This window comes from Ignavibacteria bacterium, from assembly GCA_025612375.1.
Taxonomy (GTDB): Bacteria; Bacteroidota; Ignavibacteria; order Ignavibacteriales; family SURF-24; genus JAAXKN01.
The window spans coordinates 1-21,746 of the sequence record JAAXKN010000053.1 but is presented as its reverse complement, the minus strand read 5'-3'; the positions used below and the strand labels follow the sequence as shown (position 1 = coordinate 21,746).

The following is a 21,746-nucleotide window of genomic DNA, read 5'->3' as shown; positions in this document are numbered from 1 at the left end:
AGCCACGAGCTTCAGGTCGTGGGGCCCATAAATCAAATACCCTCGGGGCTTTAGCCCCAGATTCATAAAGGGATAATCGGGGGCTAAAGCCCAAACATTTTTGGGGAATATTAAACCACGACCTGAAGGTCGTGGCTACTCATAAAAAGAAAAGCCCATACCGTAGCATGGGCTTTGATGGAGAAAGATATGCGTGAAATTTTATTTACATGTTGAACCAATAGGTAAATTTAACCATAAAAACATTGTCGCCTCTTGTGTTTACAAGACGGCTGAGCGAGCGCCCGAAATTAAACTGCCCATTTTCCTCATCGTCGCTCCGGCTCTGCGTCCACACAAAATATAATATCGATCCCGGCTTGTATTCCCACCTTAATACCGCGTTACCTCTTAACGACTTGTAATTGAAATTGGGATCGTCAAACGTGTAGGCTTCAGCCGGCCCTGCTGCTCCGTCGGCGTCCACCGTATATTCATTTCCGTTTTTACTGATTGTTGACGTTCCCGTCCCAAACTTTTCGTAATCCATTGACCTTGCACGTGAAAGCGACTTAAGGCCCGTGTAATCGCCAGAGGAGATAAGTGGCTGCATGTAAAGCTGCAGACTCAGCTGAGGCGTAAATATCCAGTTCATCCTTATGCCCGCCGAGAATGTCATCTGATCCATTTTTGCAAATATGTATCTTCTTCCGTATGTGGCTTTTGCCGATGCGTCATCATAGGCATCCACCCACTGCAGCTGCGCAATGTCACGTTCTATCTGCGGACTTACACTCAGGCTGAAGTTTGCACCCGGGCGCCATGTGAGCTCAACGTATGTATCCCACTGGTCGGATCCGTCTTCCCTTCCGTAATAATCATACCCATTGCCGAAGACAAATGTTTTTCTGTTATCTGAGTTCCAGTAAAAATCGGCCTGGTAGCCGGGAGCCACAAGCGCATAAGGGCCGCCGCGCGTTTTTCTGCTGCTGATTGTCTGCGGGTTATATGCCAGGTTCCAGTTTGCTCCGTAATAATTTGATAATGTAATGGAACCGAAGTGGAAGAGGCCTTCCCAGGTGATAGTTTTTCCAAAGTCGTAGTTTCTGAAAAGCGCGCCGCCAAGTTCAAGATACCTGAAGAAACGGTTCGGCTCAGTCCATTTGTAGCCCGCACCCAAATGCATATTTATAACATCGGCATTACCAATAAACCCCGCATCGTTCACATCGTACTCAGGAGTAATAAAACCGAAAGCGGCATTAACAAACATATTTCCTTTCTGCTTTATGAGATAAAACCGCCCGGCATAACCCGTAAGGGATGTAGCCGAGCTGTCGACGTGAATATAAGATACATCGGGCCTCTGGAAGTAGTGCTGGGAGTTTCTCTGCAGGTCCGTAATTCTTTCCTTTGTACCGTTGACGTTTGAACCGGCCACATAGCCCGAGACCACCCACTCCTTATTGCCATCGAGGAACGTCCATCCGTCAAGTCCCAGCACCTGTGCGCTTGAATTTATATCGCTTTTCAGTCTTTCATCATTAAAGAAGCGGTTAACCTGTGTTGCAAGAAATCCAATACCCTGCTTACCATCGTTAAAATCCTTCTGTGCGCGGTAGACACCGTAATATGAAAGAGGCTCAACCTGCAATGTGGACTTTTTCCCCTCGTACTGAATATCCGCAAATTCGCGCATTGTAAGAGCGCTTATAGCGCCTATGTTCCAGTTATTGCCAAGCCTTCCTGTCAGCTTTGCGGCACCAAGTATGTGCGCTCCTGCCGGAACGTCTGAGTAATCGTTATCGGGAAGGCTTCCCTGCGGTGAGCGCCCGATGCGGCGGCTGTAGAATATTTTTGGCCCCGGCCAGTTGAATCCCCAGTAATTTGTTCCTCCTCCCTGCCCGAAATTAAACACGCTGGAGCCTTCAACAAAAAACGGCCTTTTCTCCTGGTAGAATGTTTCAACGTCGCTTAAGTTTACAACCGCGGGGTCCACTTCCACCTGACCGAAGTCGGGGTTAACCGTTGCATTAAGAATGAGGCTGCTTCCAAGTGTGGTCTTTATATCAACTCCAAGACCCGGAGTATATTTTGATCCCTTGTTAAAAGGATCCTCTTCGTCGTGCTTAAGGTATTCAGCCTTTCCTATTACATAAGGAACCACTTCCATTCTTCCGCTTGGAGAAATATTTTCTATGCCCTGCAGTTCAGGAAAGCGTGAAACAAACCCGTTGCCGTCCTTTGGAGTAAAAGTTATATAGTCGTCCTCATTTTTCCTCTGGATCATTCTTTCCACGTTAATTGCCCAAGTATAGCTTTGAGCCTTCTGGAAGCGGAGCTGCGAATAGGGGATCCTCATTTCCGCGGTCCATCCCGTCTGGTCTATATTTGTCTTAGCCTCCCATACGCCGTCCCACGTATCGTCGTTCCAGTTGTCGTTATAGAGCGTGCCGTCATAAAGCGTTCCCGCAGCATTAACGCCGAAGTAGTTACCCGTCTGGCGGTCGAGGTAAGGGTCTATGTAGAAATAAATGATGTCAGAACTTGAAGAATTATCCCTGCGGCTCAGGCGGGCTACAATTGAATCGGGGTGCGAATCGTACATTCTTGCTCCCACGTAGAGTGCGTCGTCGTCATAAGCAATACGTATTTCGGTTTTTTCCGTAGGCTGTGCTCCTTCAACGGGATCGCGCTGCGTGAAGTTGGAAAAGCAGTTATCATTATGCTTCCAGACTTCTTCTGTAAGCCTGCCGTCTATTACAATAGTTTCAGATGTTCTTAAAGCTTTAGCACCGAGCCTCTTCAACGTATTCGAATCGCGTCCTTCGCCAAATACAATGCCCGATAAAATTAAAATTATTATAACCAGCAGTTTCAGTTTCATTATCTTCCTTACTTTTATAATCAGTAAACGCAACGGAATAATTTTTATTGTACAGTTATCAGATTTTTTTCATCTGTTTACTTATCAGTTATTTACCTGTCAGTGTTTTTTGATAAGAACATTCCCGTTAATTGTTTCAATTACAACGCTGTTTTTGCCGCCGTTAAATGACCCTGTGCCTGTGATGTATTTCCTTGGCGTTCCCTCATCTCCGTCCCACTCCTTCGACTCATCCTGGCTTAAGCCGAAGTCGCTTTCAATCTTATACTTCCCTTCTCTTCCTTCGGTATATGCGAGCTTAACTTTTACGTTCATTGAAAAGTCCGCGGGAATTTCCAGCGTAACGTCGCCCGACATTGAAGTCAGCTTAACATCGCGGTCATCTCCCGTACCCGTCATATTTACTTCAACATCGCCGCCCATTGTATGGGCATTAACGCTTCCGTCTACGTCCAGTATTGTTATATTTCCACCCATGGTTTTGGCTTTAACATATTTTTTTGCAGAGTTGATCTTTATTTCTCCCCCCATAGTGCTTACATCGGCACCCAGGGGAGCCGCATTTACATTAATGCCTCCTCCCATTGAAGTTATTTTAACTTCATCTTTGATGTCTTCAGCATTTTTATTATTTACATTTGAGAAGTCTACCTTGCCGCTCATTGTGTGGCCTTTAACGCCTCCTGTAACATCTTCCATCATAACCGGTCCGCCCATTGTTTCCACGCGCCCGTCGACGTTTGAGCTTGTAAGTGTAACAGCGCCGCCCATGGTCTTAAGCTCCAGGTATCCTTTGAGGTGATCGAGTGTAAGTGCGCCGCCCATGGTTTTGCCCGTCATACGGCCTTCAATATTGCTGAGCGAAACGGCTCCGCCCATTGAATAAAGTGAAAGGTTGAACTTATCGGGCACCATAATTACGAGATCGCAGTCGCTGCTCCATCCTTCCTTATCGCCCGTGTATTTGGAATTTATTTCAACGCCCTGCTCCACTTCATTAAAATCGAACTTAAGATCCTTTGCGTCCCTGCCGCCTATAGTGGCTTTTATATTAACCAGATCCTTATCCCAGCCTTTAACGACAATGCCGCCGCCCGTTTTAAGGTTGATTGTGAGTGTCTTGCCCTTTGAGGCCTTAAATTCCTTTTCCACAACTCTTTCATCGTCATTCTTCTTTTCAATACTATTCTTAGCCGGCGCGGTATAGCCGAAGGGGAACATAAAACTGATACCTCTGGTAAGGCTTGAGCCATCTATTGCAAATGATACGCTGAAGCCGAGGGCCAGAATTACCGCGATCATTATTAACTTTTTCATATTTGCCTCTTTGTTTTCCATTGTAGTATGAATAATCTTTTTATGTTACACTTACATTCAACTGAATTCTGAGCCTCGGAGAGGTCAGCCGCGGCTGATCTGTAGCAAAACGACATTCCCCAAATAATTTAGAGCTCCGGAGGAGCGACTTGTAAAAAAGGTAATTAATGTACCAACCCGTTTAACAAATCGCTCCTCCGGAGCTCTATTGGTGGGGTTGGGTGATCCTCTTTCTATAGACAAATCATCCCTCCGGGATTCCTTATGCATATGAACAATTATTTGCTCTATATTCATTGGCTTTCTGAATTTAATATTATCCATAAATAAAGCTGCGGGAACTACTTCTTTTTATTGCTCAGCTTTTTGATATTAATGTCGGCGTTCACGGTTTCGAGATAGATCTGCTGCCCGCCGCCATTGACCGGGAGGCTGATTCTGACCTCTCCCTTATTATCATCATATTCCGGCTTCTGCGCTGCATCAAAATCTGAATGTATGCTGAAAGGCTGATGATTGTTTTTATTCCAGCCCCTCATGCGCAGATTGGCATTAACGGTAGCTTTAATATCGTCTTTAAGATAAAGCGTTATGTCGCCGTTGGATGCCACAACCTTGCTTTTATCGTTCCCTGCTGATAACATTTCAAGCATAACGGATCCGCTTCTGGTCTGTGCATCCACGGGTCCCGATATTTTACTGAGTGTTATGTCCCCGCCCTGTGTAGAAGCTTTTACTTTTCCGCTTGCGCCGCTTAGGAATATGTCGCCGCCGTAGGTATTGACTTCCGCACTGCCTGAAACGTTATCAATATGTATGTCGCCGCCGTAGGTTGTAATTTTGCCGTCGCCTTCAATTGAGCCTATCTGGATATCTCCGCCGTAAGTTGTAGCCGAGAGTTTTTCGCCCACGCTTTTAACCGTTATATCGCCGCCGTTGGTATTTATCTGTGCCGTGCCTGCAACGCTGCCAACAGATATGTCGCCTCCTGAAGTATTGAACGACGCATTGCCAACCACATCTCCCGAACTTATATTGCCGCCCGAAGTATTGAGCGCAACCAGGCCGTCGACTTTACCAAGCTTTATATCGCCGCCCGAGGTTGATCCTCTGAGTTCCCCTTTTAATGTACCGTCAACCTCAATATCGCCGCTTGAAGTGCTGAGCCTTACATTGTGCTGTGCAGGAAGGCTTATAATAAACTTTACCTCGTCCGGATGCCCGCCCTGCTCATAACTTACCTTTACAATGTTGCCCGTCTGCGTGATCTTCACCTTATCGGCGTCGCCGTCGTAAATTCCCCTGGCCTCAATCTGCATTTCATTTTTATCCCACGGTACAATCTGTATTGATCCCATGCTGACATAAAGCTCAAGAAATCCGCTTTTGCCAACCTTGAGAGTTTTTTTGAATTCCCCCTGTTCGGCCTCATTTGCAGAGACTATGCTGAATGCGCACAGAAGGACAGCAAGCATAATTCGTGTCAAAGTTTTCATTGTTCAATTACCTCCTGCAGGACGGCTTTAGCGCGAATACGTATATAGTCGTTCTGATCGTCCTGACTTTTCTGTTTTAATACTTTTATTAATTCCTGGTCTTTCTGAAGCTTTTCGGGGCTTTCAGTCTGAAGGCTGTTTATTGCCGCAATTCTAAGTCCCGCGTTCTTATCGTTTGCAAGCGTGTAAAGAAGAGCGTTCTTAATTTCCCTATCCATTTTAAGGCGGCTTAAGACAAGGAGCGCCTCGCGGCGGACGCCGGGATTGTTGTCGGATTTAAGCGTTGTAATAAGGGCCGATTTTATCTGCGGGTCGGCAGTTGAATCGTTCCCCGTATGGGCCGCAATTGTGCTTATTGTCCTGAGGCGCATGCCGTCGTTCGACTCATTTACAAGCGCGCGGGCTAAAACCTTCTGTATTGCCTCATCGTTAATATTGCCTTTCATATGGACCGGCTTTACGGCGTCGAATGAGAACTCGACCTGCCCGTCGGATGCGTCGGAATCCTCAAATCTCAAGTTATCAATCTTAACGTCATTCTGCGCCTGGTGCTGCTGGTTTAAGGCAGGCTGGATCTGATCCGTAGTTAAAGGTGCCGTATGAGGGCGGAAAACCATATAACCTATTGCAAGCCCTAATACCAGCGTAAAGGCGCTTCCCAGGGCAGCCTTATAGTTAAGGAAAAGGAACGAGCGGACTTTATCAATTATATCTTCGCCGAAAGTTTTCCTGTTTCTTTCCATTCTGAGCGCGGTTCTGAGGTCCTGCCGGGCTTCCAGAAGAGTCTTTTCATCAATTTCTGCGGGCTTTGCTTTTTCAATCATCTGACGGAGCTTATTCATCTCCATGAACTCGCGGCTGCATTCATTGCAGTTTTTAAGATGGCTTAAGAGCTGCAGGTTTTCCTCTTCCGAGAGTTCGTCATAAATTGAAAGCTGAATCCATTCCTTAAATTTTTCGTGTTCCATTTCTTTTGCCTTTAATAAAGACTATTACTCAATAAAATCTTTCAGTTTATCTCGCATTTTCCTGGTTGCAGTAAAAAGATATTTTTTAACCGTGCCCTCGCCGCAGTTCATAATCTTGGCAATTTCGCTTATTTTCATGTCCTGCAGGTGTTTAAGCGTAAAAACCATCTTCTGCTGCGGCGGGAGGCTTTCGAGCGCCCCGTTAACATTTTTTTTAATTTCCTCGTCCATAAGGTCCTGATCGGCTGAAGGGCCTCCTTCAAGAGTGTCGGAAAGCCTGAGATCCTTAGAATCGTCATCCATATCAAAACCCTGGTCGATTGAAGCAAACTGCATCTTTTTATTCCGTGCCTTATACGTAAAGCATACATTAACAGTAATTCTGAAAAGCCACGTGGAAAAAGCGCTGTTTCCTTCAAAATTTTTTAGACCCCTGTAGACCCTCAGGAAGACCTCCTGGTAGATATCCTTAGCATCCTCGCGGCTGTGGCGGTACTGCTGAGCGATAGCAAGCACATGGCGGTCGTAGCGCGCCACAAGCGTTTCGAACGCCTGCATATTGCCGTTTTGGGCTTCTTTAATTAAAAGGTTTTCTTCCTGATTCATCACTTTAAATAATTTTTTAGGCCTACATTTATTTAGACTGGAAAAATCTTAAAAGGTTGTACGCCGAAAAATATAATTTTTCGGCGGTTCGCCAACTGAATAGCCACGACTGAATTGCCACGGCCTTCAGGCCGTGGACCAGAGCTAATAAGAAATTGGGCTTTAGCTCCAGATTTCCCCCTAAAATGCGGGTTTTTCCCCGGAAGATCGGGGGCTAAAGCCCAATTGGGAGATGGGCGCATTAATCCACGACTCTCCGCGGAGAGTCGTGGCTATTCAACTTCAAATTTTTTGACTAACGGCCAAAATCCCGTGCGAACGGCGGCTGAAAAACTTTTCTTCTTGGCGGCCGTCTAAACTTTACGTGAAATATTTTATATTGGATACTGAAAAATTACCCTTCACAAAACAGGACAAAATTATGAAATTTACTCTTCTAGCACTCATTTGCTCAACTATGTTTATAGGAAGCACAATGGCACAGGAGAAAAATCCTTTTTTTTCGGAGTATAAAACTCCGTTCCAGGTTCCTCCTTTCGATAAAATAAAGGAAGAACACTATCTGCCTGCCTTTAAGGAAGGCATTAAACAGCAGCAGAAGGAAATTAAGGCTATTATTAACAACAAAAAAGAGCCTACTTTCGAAAATACTATTCTCGCCCTCGAAAGAAGCGGCGAACTGCTTACAAAAGTGGGCAACGTTTACTATAACGCCATGAATACACAGATCACCGATAACATCCAGAAGATCTCAAGGGAAGTTACCCCCCTTATGGCAAAGAACAGCGACGACATTAACCTCAACGAAAAACTCTTCCAGAGGGTTAAAGCCGTATACGATAAAAAAGATAAACTGAAACTTAACGCCGAACAGATGAAGCTCCTTGAAAAAACTTATAAGGATTTTGTAAGAGGCGGCGCTAACCTGGCCGGAGAGAAAAAAGAAGAGTTCAGAAAGATCAATACCGAACTTTCTATGCTTTCACTTAAGTTCGGCGAGAACGTCCTGAAGGAAAATAACACTTTTGAACTGGTGCTCGATAAAAAAGAGGACTTGGCAGGACTCCCTGAATCAGTTATAGCCATGGCAGCCGACGCCGCTAAAAAACGCGGACATGAGGGCAAATGGGTCTTTACTCTCCACGTTCCAAGCATTACACCGTTCCTTCAGTATTCCGACAGGCGCGACCTGAGAGAAAAGATCTATAAGGCTTATATCAATAAAGGCAATAATAATAACGAGCTGGATAATAAAGCAATCCTCTCTAAAATTGCTTCCCTCAGGGTAAAAAGGGCTAACCTCCTGGGCTTTAAGACACACGCCGATTACGTGCTGGATGAAAATATGGCCAAGACTCCCGATAAGGTTTATGAACTCTTAAATAAGCTCTGGACACCGGCGCTTGAACGCGCAAAGATGGAAGCCGCGGACCTGCAGAAAATGGCCGAAAAAGACGGTCAGACTTTCAAGATTGCCGCATGGGACTGGTGGTATTATGCCGAGAAGTTAAGAAAAGAAAAATATGACCTGGATGACGAAACCTTAAGGCCTTACTTCAAGCTCGATAACGTGCGCCAGGGCGCTTTTGATGTGGCCCATAAGTTATACGGCATTACATTTACCGAAAGAAAAGACCTGCCCGTTTATAATAAAGACGTAAAAGCCTTTGAGGTTAAGGAAGCAGACGGAAGCCACGTTGGTATTCTTTACGTGGATTATTTCCCCAGAAACGACAAACGCTCGGGCGCATGGATGAACGGCTACCGCGATGAATCCAAAGACGGAAAGAAAATTACTCCGATTGTAGTTAACGCCTTTAACTTTACGGCTCCCGCAGGCGATAAGCCCGCGCTTCTTACGTTTGAAGAGGTTTCAACTCTCTTCCATGAATTCGGTCACGCACTGCACGGACTCCTTGCCAACACAACCTATAAGTCGCTTTCAGGCACCGCGGTGGCAAGGGACTTTGTTGAACTCCCGTCGCAGATAATGGAAAACTGGGCAGGTGAACCCGAAGTGATTAAGTCATTTGCAAAGCACTACCAGACCGGCGAGACAATTCCCGACGCACTGCTGGAGAAGATAAAAAATACAAGCCTCTTCAACCAGGGCTTTATGACGGTTGAATACCTGGCCGCTTCACTTCTTGATATGGACTGGCACACTATAGCAGATACAAATGAAGTTGACGCAAAGCAGTTTGAGGACAATACGGCTAAAAAGTTAGGACTCATTCCCGAGATCGCCTTCAGGTACAGAAGTCCATACTTCTCGCACATATTTAACGGCGGATATTCATCAGGATATTACAGCTACATATGGGCTGAAGTGCTTGACAGCGATGCATTTGAAGCATTCAAGGAAAAGGGGCTTTTTGACCAGGCAACCGCAAAGGCATTCAGGGACAACGTCCTTTCAAAGGGTGCAACCGAAGAGCCGATGGTTCTCTACAAGCGTTTCCGCGGTCAGGACCCGTCAATCGAACCCCTCCTCAAGAAAAGAGGACTGGTAACAGACAAGACACAGGTGGGGAGCAAATAGGTTCGAGGTTCAAGGTTCAAAGTTCAAGGTTAAAACAATTAAAGCCCTCCACGGAGGGCTTTTCTATTGTATGAAAAGTCCTCGGAATGCGGGCTTAAAAAACTTTGAACCTTGAACCTCAAACTTTGAACTTATTTTGCGTGCATCTCCCTCACTACCAGGTCGCTTGTGCAATACGGGCAGCGGGTTGCATGCTCGTCAATTGCAGAAAAGCAGTACGGGCACTTCCTGATAACAGGCTCGGGCGCCTTTACTTCCTCTTTCTCCATCTTCTTTAACGCCTTTACTATCATAAAAACCGCAAAGGCAACAATAATGAAGCCGATCAGCGAATTGATGAACAGCCCGATGTTGAGCGTTACAGCTCCGGCTTTTACAGCCTGATCGATTGTGAAATATGGACCCGGGGTTACGCCTTCCTTAAGGACAATAAACCAGTTTGAAAAATCAACATTTCCCAGCAATAGTCCGATTGGCGGCATGATGATGTCTTTTACCAGCGACTGGACGACAACTCCGAAGGCAATGCCAAGTATGATTCCAATGGCAAGGTCAACCATATTTCCCTTCAGAGCAAAAGCTTTGAATTCCTTTAACATAATTCCCCCCTTTCATTAATGTTGAATTATGAATGTTGAATTTTGAATGGAAGAATGTAGAACAACTAAATATAATTATATAATTATACTTCAGAATTCAAAGCAAAAATGTGCGTATGGATAAATGAATCTCAGAAAATAATATTCTTTTTTCCGAGTTCCTCCCTGAGCTGATTGGCATTAAGGAATCGTATGCCGTCAATGCCCGCCAGTCGCGCGTTATCCACGTTGCGCTGGTGGTCGTCTATAAAGAGGCATTCCTCTGCCTTAAGTCCAAGCTGCCTTAAAAGCTCCGGGAAAACCGCCGGGTTCTTTTTAACCATCTTAAGCTCATAGGAATACGCTGTCTTTTCAAAAATTTCAAGAAAAGGGTGCACAGTTTTTATGTATTCAACCCATTCCTTTGAATGATCGGAAAGAAGATAAAGCTTATAGCTTTTTGCCAGGTCCTGCAGAAGAGGTATAACCCCGTCAATTTCAGTATGAAAATTAAGGCGTATGGCTTTTTTAAGCTCCTCGGGACGTATATTCCATTTAGTGCTGTTAATTACGTAGCTGACGTATGAATCCTCGTCAATTTCGCCTAAAAGGAGCCTTTCAAACTCCTTTCCCCAGAAAGTATCGGCCACCTGAGGCTGTGTAATACCCAGGCTTTCGGGCAATGCTTTTTCCACCCCAAGAATTCCATTAATTATTACTTCAGACAGGTCAAAGATGAGATTTTTAATCATAGATATTATATTTTATATTATGGTACAGATCTAAAATATACGATTATTTATACAATATTCCGACCTTGGCCCCTGGACTTCTCTTCCCGTCGGACGTCGGACGTCGGACGTTGAACGCCGCCAACGGCGGTATTGATTATTATTGATACAATTTATAGATTAAATCCGTGAAGCAGCCCTGGGGCCGGCTTTTGAGGGGATATGGATACAATGGGAAAAGTTGCAAAATGGGAGTTATAATTTACTGGGCGATTATTCGCACCATCATTCTGATACCGATCATATGGGTCCTGAGGAGCTGGGTGGATTATCAGTTCTGGTGGGCAATGAGTTTCACGCTGCTCTACGGAGTGATAATACATCCCGCTGTAATCCAGTACAAAATATTTGAAGAAAAGAACAGGGATATCATAGAATCCACACTGTGCTCATCGTGCAAATATTTTGACAAGACGGCGGTATTATGTACAAAATACGACCAGCATCCAACGCTTGATAGTCTTCCGTGCGAAGGGATGGACTGGGAGCCACAGATAAGTGAATACAATGGAGAAGAAACCGAAATCAAATAACGAGAAAGGGCAAATTTCGGATGTTAAATTCTGTACGGAATGCGGTGAAGAGCTGAGAAATTTTGCTATGACTGGTAAAGCCTCCGATGCCGAAAAGGCCAAGGAGAGATTTCACAACTGCCAGAAAAGCGGCAAGTTCAAAGGCGAGATGTGCGCCCGCTTATTCATAACCGAGTTTAACGAAGAAGACATGCCTAAGGATGAAGATATTTTCCCGCCTCCTGAGGATGAGGATGAATCTTAAAGAAGAGATCCTTAAGAGCCTGAATAAATCTTGGTCCCGGCCTTAGATAAAGGTCAGGGTCCACAACAAGAATGTCATTATTTCTTACCGCATTGAGCGATTTCCATTCGGGGTAGCTGTTTTTAATCATTTCAGATTCCTTCTTAAAAGAGCCTGACATGCTGGTTCCGGTCATAATCATATAGTCGGGATTTCTTTTTAATATTTCCTCGCGGCTGTAGACGGGATAATTCTGAGGCGAGTCGCCCGCAATATTAGAAAGTCCCGCCGAAGTCATCAGTTCATTAACAAAAGTATTTTCCCCGGCCACCATTATAGGGTTAAATCCCACAAAGAAAAGCGCCTGCGGGTGCGGAAGCCTGTTGGCTGCCTGTCTGACGGAATCAAACTGTGCCTGCCAGAAGTTTATAGAGCTGTCGGCCTGGTGTGTTTTCATGAAAATTCTGCCCAGATCGGAATAAGTCTTTTTAATCCCGTCGAAATTGCGGGGATTAGAGACAAAAACCTTAAGTCCCAGATTTTTAAGCTTAATATAGCTATCCTTAGCGTTCCCCTCCACAGTGATTAAGATGAGGTCGGGTTTAAGGCTTATAATTTTCTCAAAATCAATAGTAAGCATATCGCCCACCTTGGTAACATTCCGTGCCTCGGGGGGGTAAGTGCAGTAGAGCGTATTGCCCACAAGACGGGACCCAAGTCCCAGCGAATAGATCATCTCAGTAAGATTAGGAGCCAGGGATATAATTTTCTGAGGCGGCTCATTAAAAGGCACCACCTCACCCAGGTCGTCCTTAACGGGATTAGCGGATTTCTGCGGATTTTCGGCATTTTTCCCGCAGGAAAGCGCCCAAAACGAGGCAAAAATGAATATACAGACAAGCTTTAACTTCATACACAAATGTAGAAAAAAATCGTTCGACGTTCAACGTCCGACGTTCAACGTTTCCGCCGCAGCGGATGAAAAGTTCGAGGTTAAATGCATAATCTGTTGGGAGTGCGCTCCGCATCAGGAAAAACGGGAGGGGAAATAATGATAGACAAAAAAAACCGCGTTCAGCGGTTTTCTATCTGTAGCCCAGGGTTTGCCCGCCAGCCGCCAAAGGCGGGTGGCCAAAACCCTGGGTAAATGACGCCCCACATTCAAAACCACGTCCGTGGTTTTATATATGTTACCAAGCAGGATTTTCAAAAAGACGGGTCAGGGATCCGAAAAAATTTTGAATTCATAAGGATTGCGGTCAGGAGGGATGGAATGCGTAAAAAAGCGTCAATTTCCAATAGTAAAAGGGTTTAGCCCTGTAACATACATAAAAAAATTAAAAAATATATAATGGGATTAAAAAATACCGCATAATATTTTTGGAAAAAATGCAGAATTTTCTTACTTTTGCTGTGCACTCTTAGCTCAGTTGGTAGAGCATCTGACTCTTAATCAGCAGGTCGCGGGTTCGAATCCCGCAGAGTGCACGAAAACCTCGAAATCAGCTTGAAATCGAGGTTTTTTATTTTTAAAAAATCTTCAGTCTTTTAAAATTGACCTGAGTTTGCCTCATTTTTCCCATTCTGAAATGAAAAACTACTGCAAAAACTACTGCAGTCTGCTCGTTAATTGTAAAGATATACAAGCTCTTTACATCTACCCTTAGTAAATCAAATTAATGAAAGAACCTTCGCAGACTGATGGCACAGAGGGCCCAAATTGCTGGTAAGGCAGGGTGTATTTGGTTGGTCTAGGAGATTTCACAATGCTAAGAACAGGACTCTAGGCCATTCTCGGCCTTTATTTTTTAGGAGCAGAAAGAGTGGGATTTTCCACATACTATTCAAATTGTTTAATTTCAGCCTGTATTCATCATTTTTTGAAAGCCGATGTCATAAAAGTGTCATGAATATTTTTAACAAAAAAGCCCTCAAAGGTAGTACTTCGAGGGCTTTGTAGAACACTATTACTTCACGAGCATCATCTTCTTTACTGAACTGAAGTTATTCTTACCGTCTGTTGACTGGACGGATATTGAATAAATGTAAATGCCGGATGGAAGATTTACCGCATTGAATGTCTTTTCGTAATTTCCGCTTCTTTCAATTTTATCCACCAGTTCATTTACAAGTTGACCGAGAGAGTTGAACACGGAAATCCTAACCCTGCTTTCGTATGGAAGCGCGTACCTTATTACTGTTGATGGGTTAAAGGGATTCGGGAAGTTCTGTTTCAAAGAGTATTCAGTAGGAATTTCACTCATCCAGTTTTCTACTGACACATAATTCCCTAAAATAAAACTGCCTATTGCAGACCGTGTTACTAAGCCTTCTCTATCTTTTGCTTTTATTGCCCAGAAGTATTTATTATTGTTTGGCAGCTCGGAAGCCGGAGCTACTGAAGTATCCTTCCCTACCTCTTTTGAATAAACAATGTTATGGAGTAAGGAATCAGTAGCTACAAGAATTTCATAAGTTGCGTAGTCATTAGGATCATTGTCAGCGGCTCTATGCCATATAAATTTGATTGATTCTGCTCCTACACCTCCTGAATTTAAGGGAGAAATCAATTCAAATGAATTTGGCGGCTCTAAAACGGTATTAACTACAAACAGCATTTCTTTACTTACTCTTTCGGCATTATGGTTATCTATTGCCTTTACATACCACTTATTAAAACTATTATCCTTAAGTGGTACTTTTATCTGAAATGAGTTAGAATCTACGATTGCAATCCTTTGGCCATTAACAAAAAACTCATATTTGACTATGTCCTGTGGATCAGGGTCTCCTTTAGCTTCCCAGTAAAAGTATGGACTTGTGGTAACTTCAACGCTGGAATCTCCAGGAGTGATCAAACTAAATTCATTCGGCTGCTGGTTTACTGTATTTATGGTAAATGAAATAAACTGCTGACTGTCATCAGTCTGGGCCCCTGACAAATCACCTGCCGTCACTTTCCACCAATAAGTACAATTGTCAGAAAGGGATTCTGAGAATGTGAATGTTGTATCTAATAATCCTGAAACAGTACTTAAATGTTCTAAATCTTTACCGTAAGTAACCGTATATTTAATACTATCATTAATATCAGGATCAATACTGCGGTTCCAGACCAGGGCCGGTTTAAGGGTACTAAGCTGTGAAGCCTTATTCGGAGATACCAACTGAAATTGGCCGGGAGCTTCATTCTTACAATTTACCCAGAATTTCCAAGTGTCTGTCTGTGTTACTCCGCCATTAGAATCAGCAGCCTCAACTTTCCAGAAATAAGTCTGATTTTCAATCAGATCCTTATCAACTGTATAAAAAGTAGTGTCAACTTCAACACCAGGTACATTAGTAAAATCAGCAGATGTGCTCAGATAGAATTTATATTTATTAATGATGCTGCCTTGAATACTTTTCGTCGATATTTTACTGCCGGCTGCGGTTTTATTAGCTGCTGCAGTTTTGCTGTAAGCAGGATCTATATCTACTGAGGGTCCCCAAATAAATTTAGGTCTTTTTACAGTAACCATTTGTCCATTAAAAGGAGAAAGTCCTGAAAAACTTCCGGGCAGATCATTCTTCAGGTTCACATAGAATGCCATATAGCCGCCCGAATTCTCAACAGTTCCTCCGAAATTGTCATAGGCTACTACCTTCCAGAAATACTTTGTGTTATCTTTAAGATCCGTATTAAAAGTATAGGTATGGTTAGTATCTACGTCTATTACTTCCACACCAGGAGTTGGAGTGTCCAAAAATAACTTGTATTTAATAATATTTTTGGGGTCATTATCAGTGGCCTTATCCCAGGAAATCACCGGCCTCAATGTATTTACAGTTCCGTTAGTTTTGGGATATGACAACGCAAATGAGTTTGGATTTTCATTAACGGTATTTACATAAAACGAAGACACGTCACTGTATGAAGAGTATTCATATGCATCAAATGCCCTGATTCTCGCGTAATAATGACCATTTTCTGATAATTTAATTTCCTGGCGCCACTTAATACTATCCGAAACAGCTATAAGCCCATTCTTCTGGCAAACGATATTGCTGAATTCTTTATCCTGAGAGATCTGAATTTCGTATGTCAGGTTGTCACTTTCCTTATCCAGACTTTTAGACGCATAAATTAAAGGATCCAGTTCCGTATATACCTGATCATTTTTAGGGCTGTAGAATTGAGGTACTGACGGTTTGGAATTTCTTCTAAACTTCAGGGTATACCAATTGCTGAAGTAATCATTCGATTTAACTCTAAGCCGCAGCCAATAGCTCTGCCCATCAATAAACGGATTGCCTGCGTATTTTATTTGTGTATCTGCGCCGGATGCAGGTCCGGGTTTCCACATATCAGCCTTGGTAAAGGTTGAATCTGTTGATACTTCAACCTCATAGCCTGTCTGTAATTCATTTGAGGTATCAAAATACTGAAATTGAATTACAGGATCAGTAGTTACCAAATGCTGCAGATCGCTTACATCTTTGAGCGATAGGTTTTTTACCAGTAATTCTCTGTTTTTAGTATAAAACCTCCAAATTGAAGATTGCTGCGTATTAAAAATATTTCCAGCAGCTACTTTCCAGTAATATTTTTGAGAGAAATTCAATTTGTTGAACTGAATTTTATTTCCGGTATTAGTTGAATCCAGTACGTTAGTTGTGAACGTTGAGTCAGTGCTGATTTGGAAATTATAGAATTCTGCATTTTCCGGTGTTGTACATTCAAATGACAAGTTTGTTGAAGCTTCAGATAAGTCTTTCGCTGGAGAAACCAATACCGGCGTTACGACTGGAGTACTTTCTTTTTCAAATAGCCCATCACCTGATGAAAAATAATATAACTTACTTTTCCCAAAATAGAACTGCCCGCTTACAGTGGTGCTCAGCTGAAAAAGTGGCACCCATGAATTACTTGCATTAAAAGACAAATTGATACTTTTGTTGAATGCAGCCACTACATTATTATTTTTTATGTATATTGAATTCGATATGGCATCGGAAACTTTTTTCCAAGAAATATTTTCTTTAGGGGAGAAGTAAATTCCCTTATTTGTTGCTATATATATATTATTAGATACATTATCCAAGAATACATCTGCCACAGGTAAATTAGAAGCAATGGAGGCTGTCGTTGGAAGCCAGACATTCCCCTTATCTGTTGATTTCCATAATCCCGATGAGGTCCCAGCATATAATACAGAATTATCATATTCAAAATCATTTAGATAGTTAGTCCATATTTTTGTCACATTTCCATTCTGATATTTATAAACACCTGAACTTGTACCATTTGAGGTTGCATCATAGAAAATAAGCGTATTGGCGTCTATGTTGATTAATTTACCTGGATTACTATATCCATTAATATCTGACCCACTTGGTGTATATAATGAAATCCAAGTACTTCCTGTATTAGATGTTTTGTACATTCCAGATAAGGGAGATCCACTGTTATATTGGTAATTACGGCAATAAACCGAGGCATATATAATATTATTTAGTTTACTTAATCCTCTTATATCATAACCTTCATATCCGTAAAATCCTGAAATTTTCCAAACACCCAACTGTTTATTATATACATATAATCCATCTTTTCCGCCCACGAATATATTTTCATTATCATCCTCAATACATGCAATAACCACCGCTGGATTGACAACTCCGATAACGTTCCAATTTTCAATGGCAGTATTGTCATTAGTTAAGTTATTTTTTTTGAGCAGTCCATATTTATCAGTAGAAATAATCATTTCGCCAAAGTTACTTATTGCTACATCCCAAACAGTTATTCTACTCGGTGAACTAACAGTTGGATAAGATGCTGTGCCTCCATATCTATAAAGACAACCTGCTGTAATATAAAATTGATCATTAATAACCCTTATGTTAGTAATTCGAGGAAGGGAGCTATAAGTAATTTGTTTCCATGATGTGCCGTTATTTGTAGACTCATAAAGCTCATATCCTGAAGTTGTTGGATACCCGGCTAATATTTTCCCGGTCGAGTTAATCCCTAATGCGGTAGTCGGATACCTTTTTGTTGAAATAATGTCAAGCGTACCCCAATTCTGCCCCAAATCATATGAACGATATATGGAAATATCGGATGCCGCAAAAAGAGTCTGATAAATTTCCGAGAATTTTATATCATTAATTTTGTTAGATAATATTTGAATCCAGGAAACACCATTGTTCTCTGAACGAAATAATCCGGTTTGAGTGGCGACAAAAACAGTTCCTGATACCGTGGATGTTATAGCTGTTATATTTAATGAATTAAAATCCGGAACCGAGATCCAGTTATCACCTTTATCTGTCGAGCAATATAAGCCTCCTGAAAATCCCGCATATATTTTATTATTTGTGGAATCAAGGAATAATACCTTTCCATCCTGAAGAGTTTCAGAAACTTTAGTCCAGTTATTATCCCCATTTGTTTTCTTAAAAATAGATCTTTCTGCTAGAGCCAATAAATCTCCATTCTTTAACGAAAGGACATTGTTTACTGTCCCAGCATAAAACTTGGGGCTTTTTACCCATTCCGCCGCTGAAATGCTTGAATAAAGTATTATCACGAGCAAGAATAATAGTTTCGGTACTTTCATCATTTTCCCTCACATAAATTAATTGAATAATAATTTAGTTTTTACAACGATTAAATAACATTTACCAGCCCTGATGATGCACACTGGGGCTTTACTTGAGTCAATTTATATTTGGACTATAAAGATTTATTACAAATGAAAGTAAGATGAAGCTGATATGGAGAAAACCAGAATAAGATCTTCATTTTCAAATCCTTGTAAAGTGAATAGCAAAGAAATAATTCAAGAGACTTAATTTTAGCATTACTCTACTGACTTCATAAGTAGGCGGCTTGTGTGATGGAAGTCACATTCACTAAACAAATAAAAAATATCCTTTATTATATATATGGTGACGAGGAGCGTTTTCGGAAAATTTTTTGAAAAAAAAATAAAAAAAAACGAAAAAATATTATAAATGACCGGTGGAAAGGACACTGTGGCCCAAAATTACCCCTTTTCCATAAAAGGTATGTTTTTATGCCTCTTAATTCTTCTATTTTTCAAAGTTTTTAGCCACAGAATTTTATTCCACAAACCTACAGTTTTATGGAATGGCTCCTCTCCCCTGTCATTTTAACCCATATAAAAGTATCTGGGCTTAACATTTGAAAGTCTGTCTTATTTCTTTCCTTCGAGCGTCATCATTAAGATTAAAAGAAAGGCCAGTCATTTTACGAGTGGCCCTTATTAACATCAATAATGTTATCCAGGTGATTTACTTGTTGTGCAGGAAATCCGACTTGTTATGAGGGTGGATTTCGGCTTCCTAAATGGAACTGTACCCAGGGTGCTCTTTATATTTTTAACTCTCAGTCATTCTAGCAGTCGGGATGATTCGATCCTTCAGAGTGAATTAATACATCGAATGCTGCTTAATTTGAGTTTTTTTTATTTTTAAAAAGTCATCAGTTTTTTAAAATTGACCTGAATTTGCCTCATTTTTCCCATTCTGACAGGAAAAACTACTGCAAAAACTACTGCAGCGCATGCGCAAAAATATTATCAAAAACAGTGATTTATTGTTTAAAAAGCAGGAATTGCTAGTGAATTGCTAGTAAGTGGAAAGCTTATTGTAAGGTTATTTTTAAGTTGTATTGGCCAATACATAATTTTTTGTGAAAAGGAGCTGGTTAGTTTGTTCTACTCGATGTCGGACTCGGTTATCTGATCCGCTCTTTTGAACTTTTTAAGCTCCTTCTTCATTGTCTGCATCTGAATATCGTTATAATACCTGTCTGCTGTGGTCTGGTGTTCATGACCTACGAGCTCACGAACTATTGAGGCGTCTATTCCACGAGCTCTTGCAAGTGTAATAAAGGTTTTTCTGAAAGTCCTGGCAGTATACTTTTTGCTCGAAAGTCCGATATCCTTAAAGTATCTTGTAACAGCCCTGCCAAGATTTTCCACACTCGTATAATTCAAAATTGGTCCGGCTTTAACTTCCTCAACCCTGGCTTTGAGTATAGGCAGGAGATCAGCATGGAACGGGATATCTCTGTACACATCTCTTTTAGGAGAGTAGTAGCTTATGGTTCTCGCATTCAGGTCTATATCTTCAGCTTTAATTGTAAGCATGTCGCTGGACCTGAGTCCGGTATAATAGGCCAGATAAATGAGCGTCTTAAAATTTGAATTTTTACCCATATCTTCTTTTGGCACTTTAGTCTTCTTCTTTTTCTTTGATTTTGAATGATCCGATGCCGCATCTTTATTCGTAGCATCTTCACCTTCCTGAGTCTTTGCTTCCAGTTTCTCAAAAATAATCTTTGTGTCTGCCGGGGATAAGGTTATTTTCTTTTTCCTTTCGGGTCTTGTTCGAACCTCTTTGTTTATCTTAAACATTTGAGTATAGTTATACTCAAAAAGGAAGTTCAGAAAATGATTTAACTGCTTACCTATAGCATGAATTGAATTCTGCTGAAGAGGAAGTTTCTTTATCTTAATTAACCACTCCTCAACTGCCAGCTTGGTTATAACCGTGCATGGCTCATTTTCACTAAACTCCTTGTTAAAGTAGCTGTAGAATCTCAGATAATCCTTTTTTGTTTTTTCATGCTTTCCTTCATTGTTTGTTAGGAAGTGTTCAAAAGCGTCTCTGATTGTAATCTTTTTTATTCCTATCTTTTTTAGTTCCCTTCCCTTCTTTGTCAACTCATCCTGAAATTTTTTTGCTATTGCTTCTGCCTTCTTTCTGTTTGCATCTGTTGCCTCAAGCCCTGTTGACTTAATAACAGACTTTCGTTTACCTGGATCGTAGTATGAAATGTGCAGTGTATTGCCGCGTTTAATTACTGTTGCCATTTTTCTAACTCCTTATAATTTTGTCTAATAACGATTTACTGTCTATTTGTTTACTAATATCCTTTTTTCTTCCGAAGAACTGTTCCCACAACTCTCTACTTTCAGTTGGTTTATTAGTTATAGTTTCAGCTCTAACTGTTTTCTCATTCTGAAACCTTATAAGCTCAGCATGGGTAATTTTATTACGCTTGCCTATTTTTACCGTGCCGATAAGCCCTTGAGCTATCAGTTTCTTTAGAGTATCGCGTCCTATATTCATAAGCCTTGCGGCTTTGGAATAAGAATACATTTTAAGTTGTTGTTCAGAGGCAGTCATACTACCCTCATAATTTGTTTACGAAAATGGTTCTTTATAATATCCTTATACCATACTATAAGGCTTACCGGCCGGTAATTTATTTATCAACAGATCAGATTCGTAATAGAAGGACTTGTGTGCTGGTCAATAAAACACAATTTCTTCTATTTATTTTTATTGGTTATCTGTTATCCGTTTTTTTGATTAATTATTTCTTTGGTTTAACAAATAGCTTTTTATCCAATCCTGAAACTAAAAGCGTGTTCATGTCAATTCCCAAGGCATCAGATTCAAGACTTCCGGGCCAGAAGCCAGTCCACCTGGCAAATCCTGGATCATGCTCTTTACACTGAGTACCTGTCAAATGTTCGAGCAGGCGCTGCTCACCGCATGCACTACACCTTTCTACATCGCATCCTTCTTTATGTATTTCTCCAGGAATTACACCACAGTCTGGGCAAGTTTGTAATTTGAAGTCTTCACTTATATTTCCCGTGTTCAATTTTAGCTTTTTAGCTATTTCAACTCCAACCTTTTGTATACCCCAATAAACAATCCAGTTTATTTTACTCCTAAGCGCAATACTTTTACTATATAGCCCAACATAATTAAAGAGACATAATATTACCTTGAAAGAGGT

15 protein-coding genes and 1 tRNA gene are annotated in these 21,746 nt (G+C 41.6%); 4 read left to right on the top strand and 12 right to left on the bottom strand.

What is annotated here, in order from left to right; translation table 11 throughout:
* Positions 1-205 precede the first annotated feature (205 nt).
* The 5 genes from HF312_19605 to HF312_19585 form a co-directional block, all read right to left on the bottom strand.
* Positions 206-2,866 (bottom strand): carbohydrate binding family 9 domain-containing protein, encoded by a 2,661-nt coding sequence (locus HF312_19605; protein ID MCU7522428.1) that lies wholly within the window; start codon positions 2,864-2,866, stop codon positions 206-208.
* Positions 2,867-2,965: 99 nt separating this feature from the next.
* Complete coding sequence (locus HF312_19600) at positions 2,966-4,183, bottom strand: DUF4097 domain-containing protein (protein ID MCU7522427.1); 1,218 nt, start codon at positions 4,181-4,183, stop codon at positions 2,966-2,968.
* A gap of 341 nt (positions 4,184-4,524) precedes the next feature.
* On the bottom strand, positions 4,525-5,679 hold the full coding sequence (locus HF312_19595; GenBank protein MCU7522426.1) for a DUF4097 domain-containing protein: 1,155 nt from the start codon (positions 5,677-5,679) through the stop codon (positions 4,525-4,527).
* The gene (locus HF312_19590; GenBank protein ID MCU7522425.1) at positions 5,676-6,647 is read right to left on the bottom strand and encodes a hypothetical protein; all 972 of its coding nucleotides are present in this window, start codon (positions 6,645-6,647) and stop codon (positions 5,676-5,678) included. Before HF312_19590 ends, HF312_19595 begins: the two co-directional genes overlap by 4 nt.
* A gap of 24 nt (positions 6,648-6,671) precedes the next feature.
* On the bottom strand, positions 6,672-7,256 hold the full coding sequence (locus tag HF312_19585) for a sigma-70 family RNA polymerase sigma factor (GenBank protein ID MCU7522424.1): 585 nt from the start codon (positions 7,254-7,256) through the stop codon (positions 6,672-6,674).
* Positions 7,257-7,674: 418 nt separating this feature from the next.
* On the opposite strand from HF312_19585, the gene HF312_19580 reads away from it, so the two are divergent.
* Positions 7,675-9,795, top strand: coding sequence for a M3 family metallopeptidase (locus HF312_19580; protein ID MCU7522423.1), 2,121 nt, complete (start codon positions 7,675-7,677; stop codon positions 9,793-9,795).
* A 131-nt stretch (positions 9,796-9,926) separates the two neighbouring features.
* Here the strand turns inward: HF312_19580 and mscL are convergent, their stop codons facing one another.
* Together mscL and HF312_19570 are read right to left on the bottom strand one after the other, a co-directional pair.
* A complete protein-coding gene (mscL, locus tag HF312_19575) occupies positions 9,927-10,394 on the bottom strand; it encodes a large conductance mechanosensitive channel protein MscL (protein MCU7522422.1) in 468 nt (155 codons plus the stop codon).
* Between the two features lie 131 nt (positions 10,395-10,525).
* A complete protein-coding gene (locus HF312_19570; protein MCU7522421.1) occupies positions 10,526-11,125 on the bottom strand; it encodes an HAD-IA family hydrolase in 600 nt (199 codons plus the stop codon).
* Positions 11,126-11,352: 227 nt separating this feature from the next.
* Between HF312_19570 and HF312_19565 the strand changes: the two genes are divergently transcribed.
* The gene (locus HF312_19565; protein ID MCU7522420.1) at positions 11,353-11,697 is read left to right on the top strand and encodes a hypothetical protein; all 345 of its coding nucleotides are present in this window, start codon (positions 11,353-11,355) and stop codon (positions 11,695-11,697) included.
* Positions 11,672-11,941: a hypothetical protein gene (locus HF312_19560; protein ID MCU7522419.1), complete on the top strand. Its 270-nt coding sequence runs from the start codon at positions 11,672-11,674 to the stop codon at positions 11,939-11,941. Before HF312_19565 ends, HF312_19560 begins: the two co-directional genes overlap by 26 nt.
* Here the strand turns inward: HF312_19560 and HF312_19555 are convergent.
* Positions 11,892-12,833, bottom strand: coding sequence for a cobalamin-binding protein (locus HF312_19555; protein MCU7522418.1), 942 nt, complete (start codon positions 12,831-12,833; stop codon positions 11,892-11,894). The genes HF312_19560 and HF312_19555 overlap by 50 nt on opposite strands.
* Positions 12,834-13,335: 502 nt before the next feature.
* On the opposite strand from HF312_19555, the gene HF312_19550 reads away from it, so the two are divergent.
* Positions 13,336-13,408: transfer RNA gene (locus HF312_19550), tRNA-Lys, on the top strand.
* Between the two features lie 479 nt (positions 13,409-13,887).
* Here HF312_19550 and HF312_19545 read toward each other — a convergent pair.
* The 4 genes from HF312_19545 to HF312_19530 form a co-directional block, all read right to left on the bottom strand.
* Positions 13,888-18,528 carry a T9SS type A sorting domain-containing protein gene (locus HF312_19545; protein MCU7522417.1) on the bottom strand — a complete coding sequence of 1,547 codons (4,641 nt, stop codon included), beginning with the start codon at positions 18,526-18,528 and terminating at the stop codon, positions 13,888-13,890.
* Between the two features lie 1,119 nt (positions 18,529-19,647).
* Positions 19,648-20,808: a tyrosine-type recombinase/integrase gene (locus HF312_19540; GenBank protein ID MCU7522416.1), complete on the bottom strand. Its 1,161-nt coding sequence runs from the start codon at positions 20,806-20,808 to the stop codon at positions 19,648-19,650.
* A gap of 4 nt (positions 20,809-20,812) precedes the next feature.
* The gene (locus HF312_19535) at positions 20,813-21,124 is read right to left on the bottom strand and encodes a helix-turn-helix domain-containing protein (protein MCU7522415.1); all 312 of its coding nucleotides are present in this window, start codon (positions 21,122-21,124) and stop codon (positions 20,813-20,815) included.
* A 190-nt stretch (positions 21,125-21,314) separates the two neighbouring features.
* Positions 21,315-21,746: hypothetical protein (locus tag HF312_19530; GenBank protein ID MCU7522414.1), on the bottom strand; the 432-nt coding region annotated here is incomplete at its 5' end.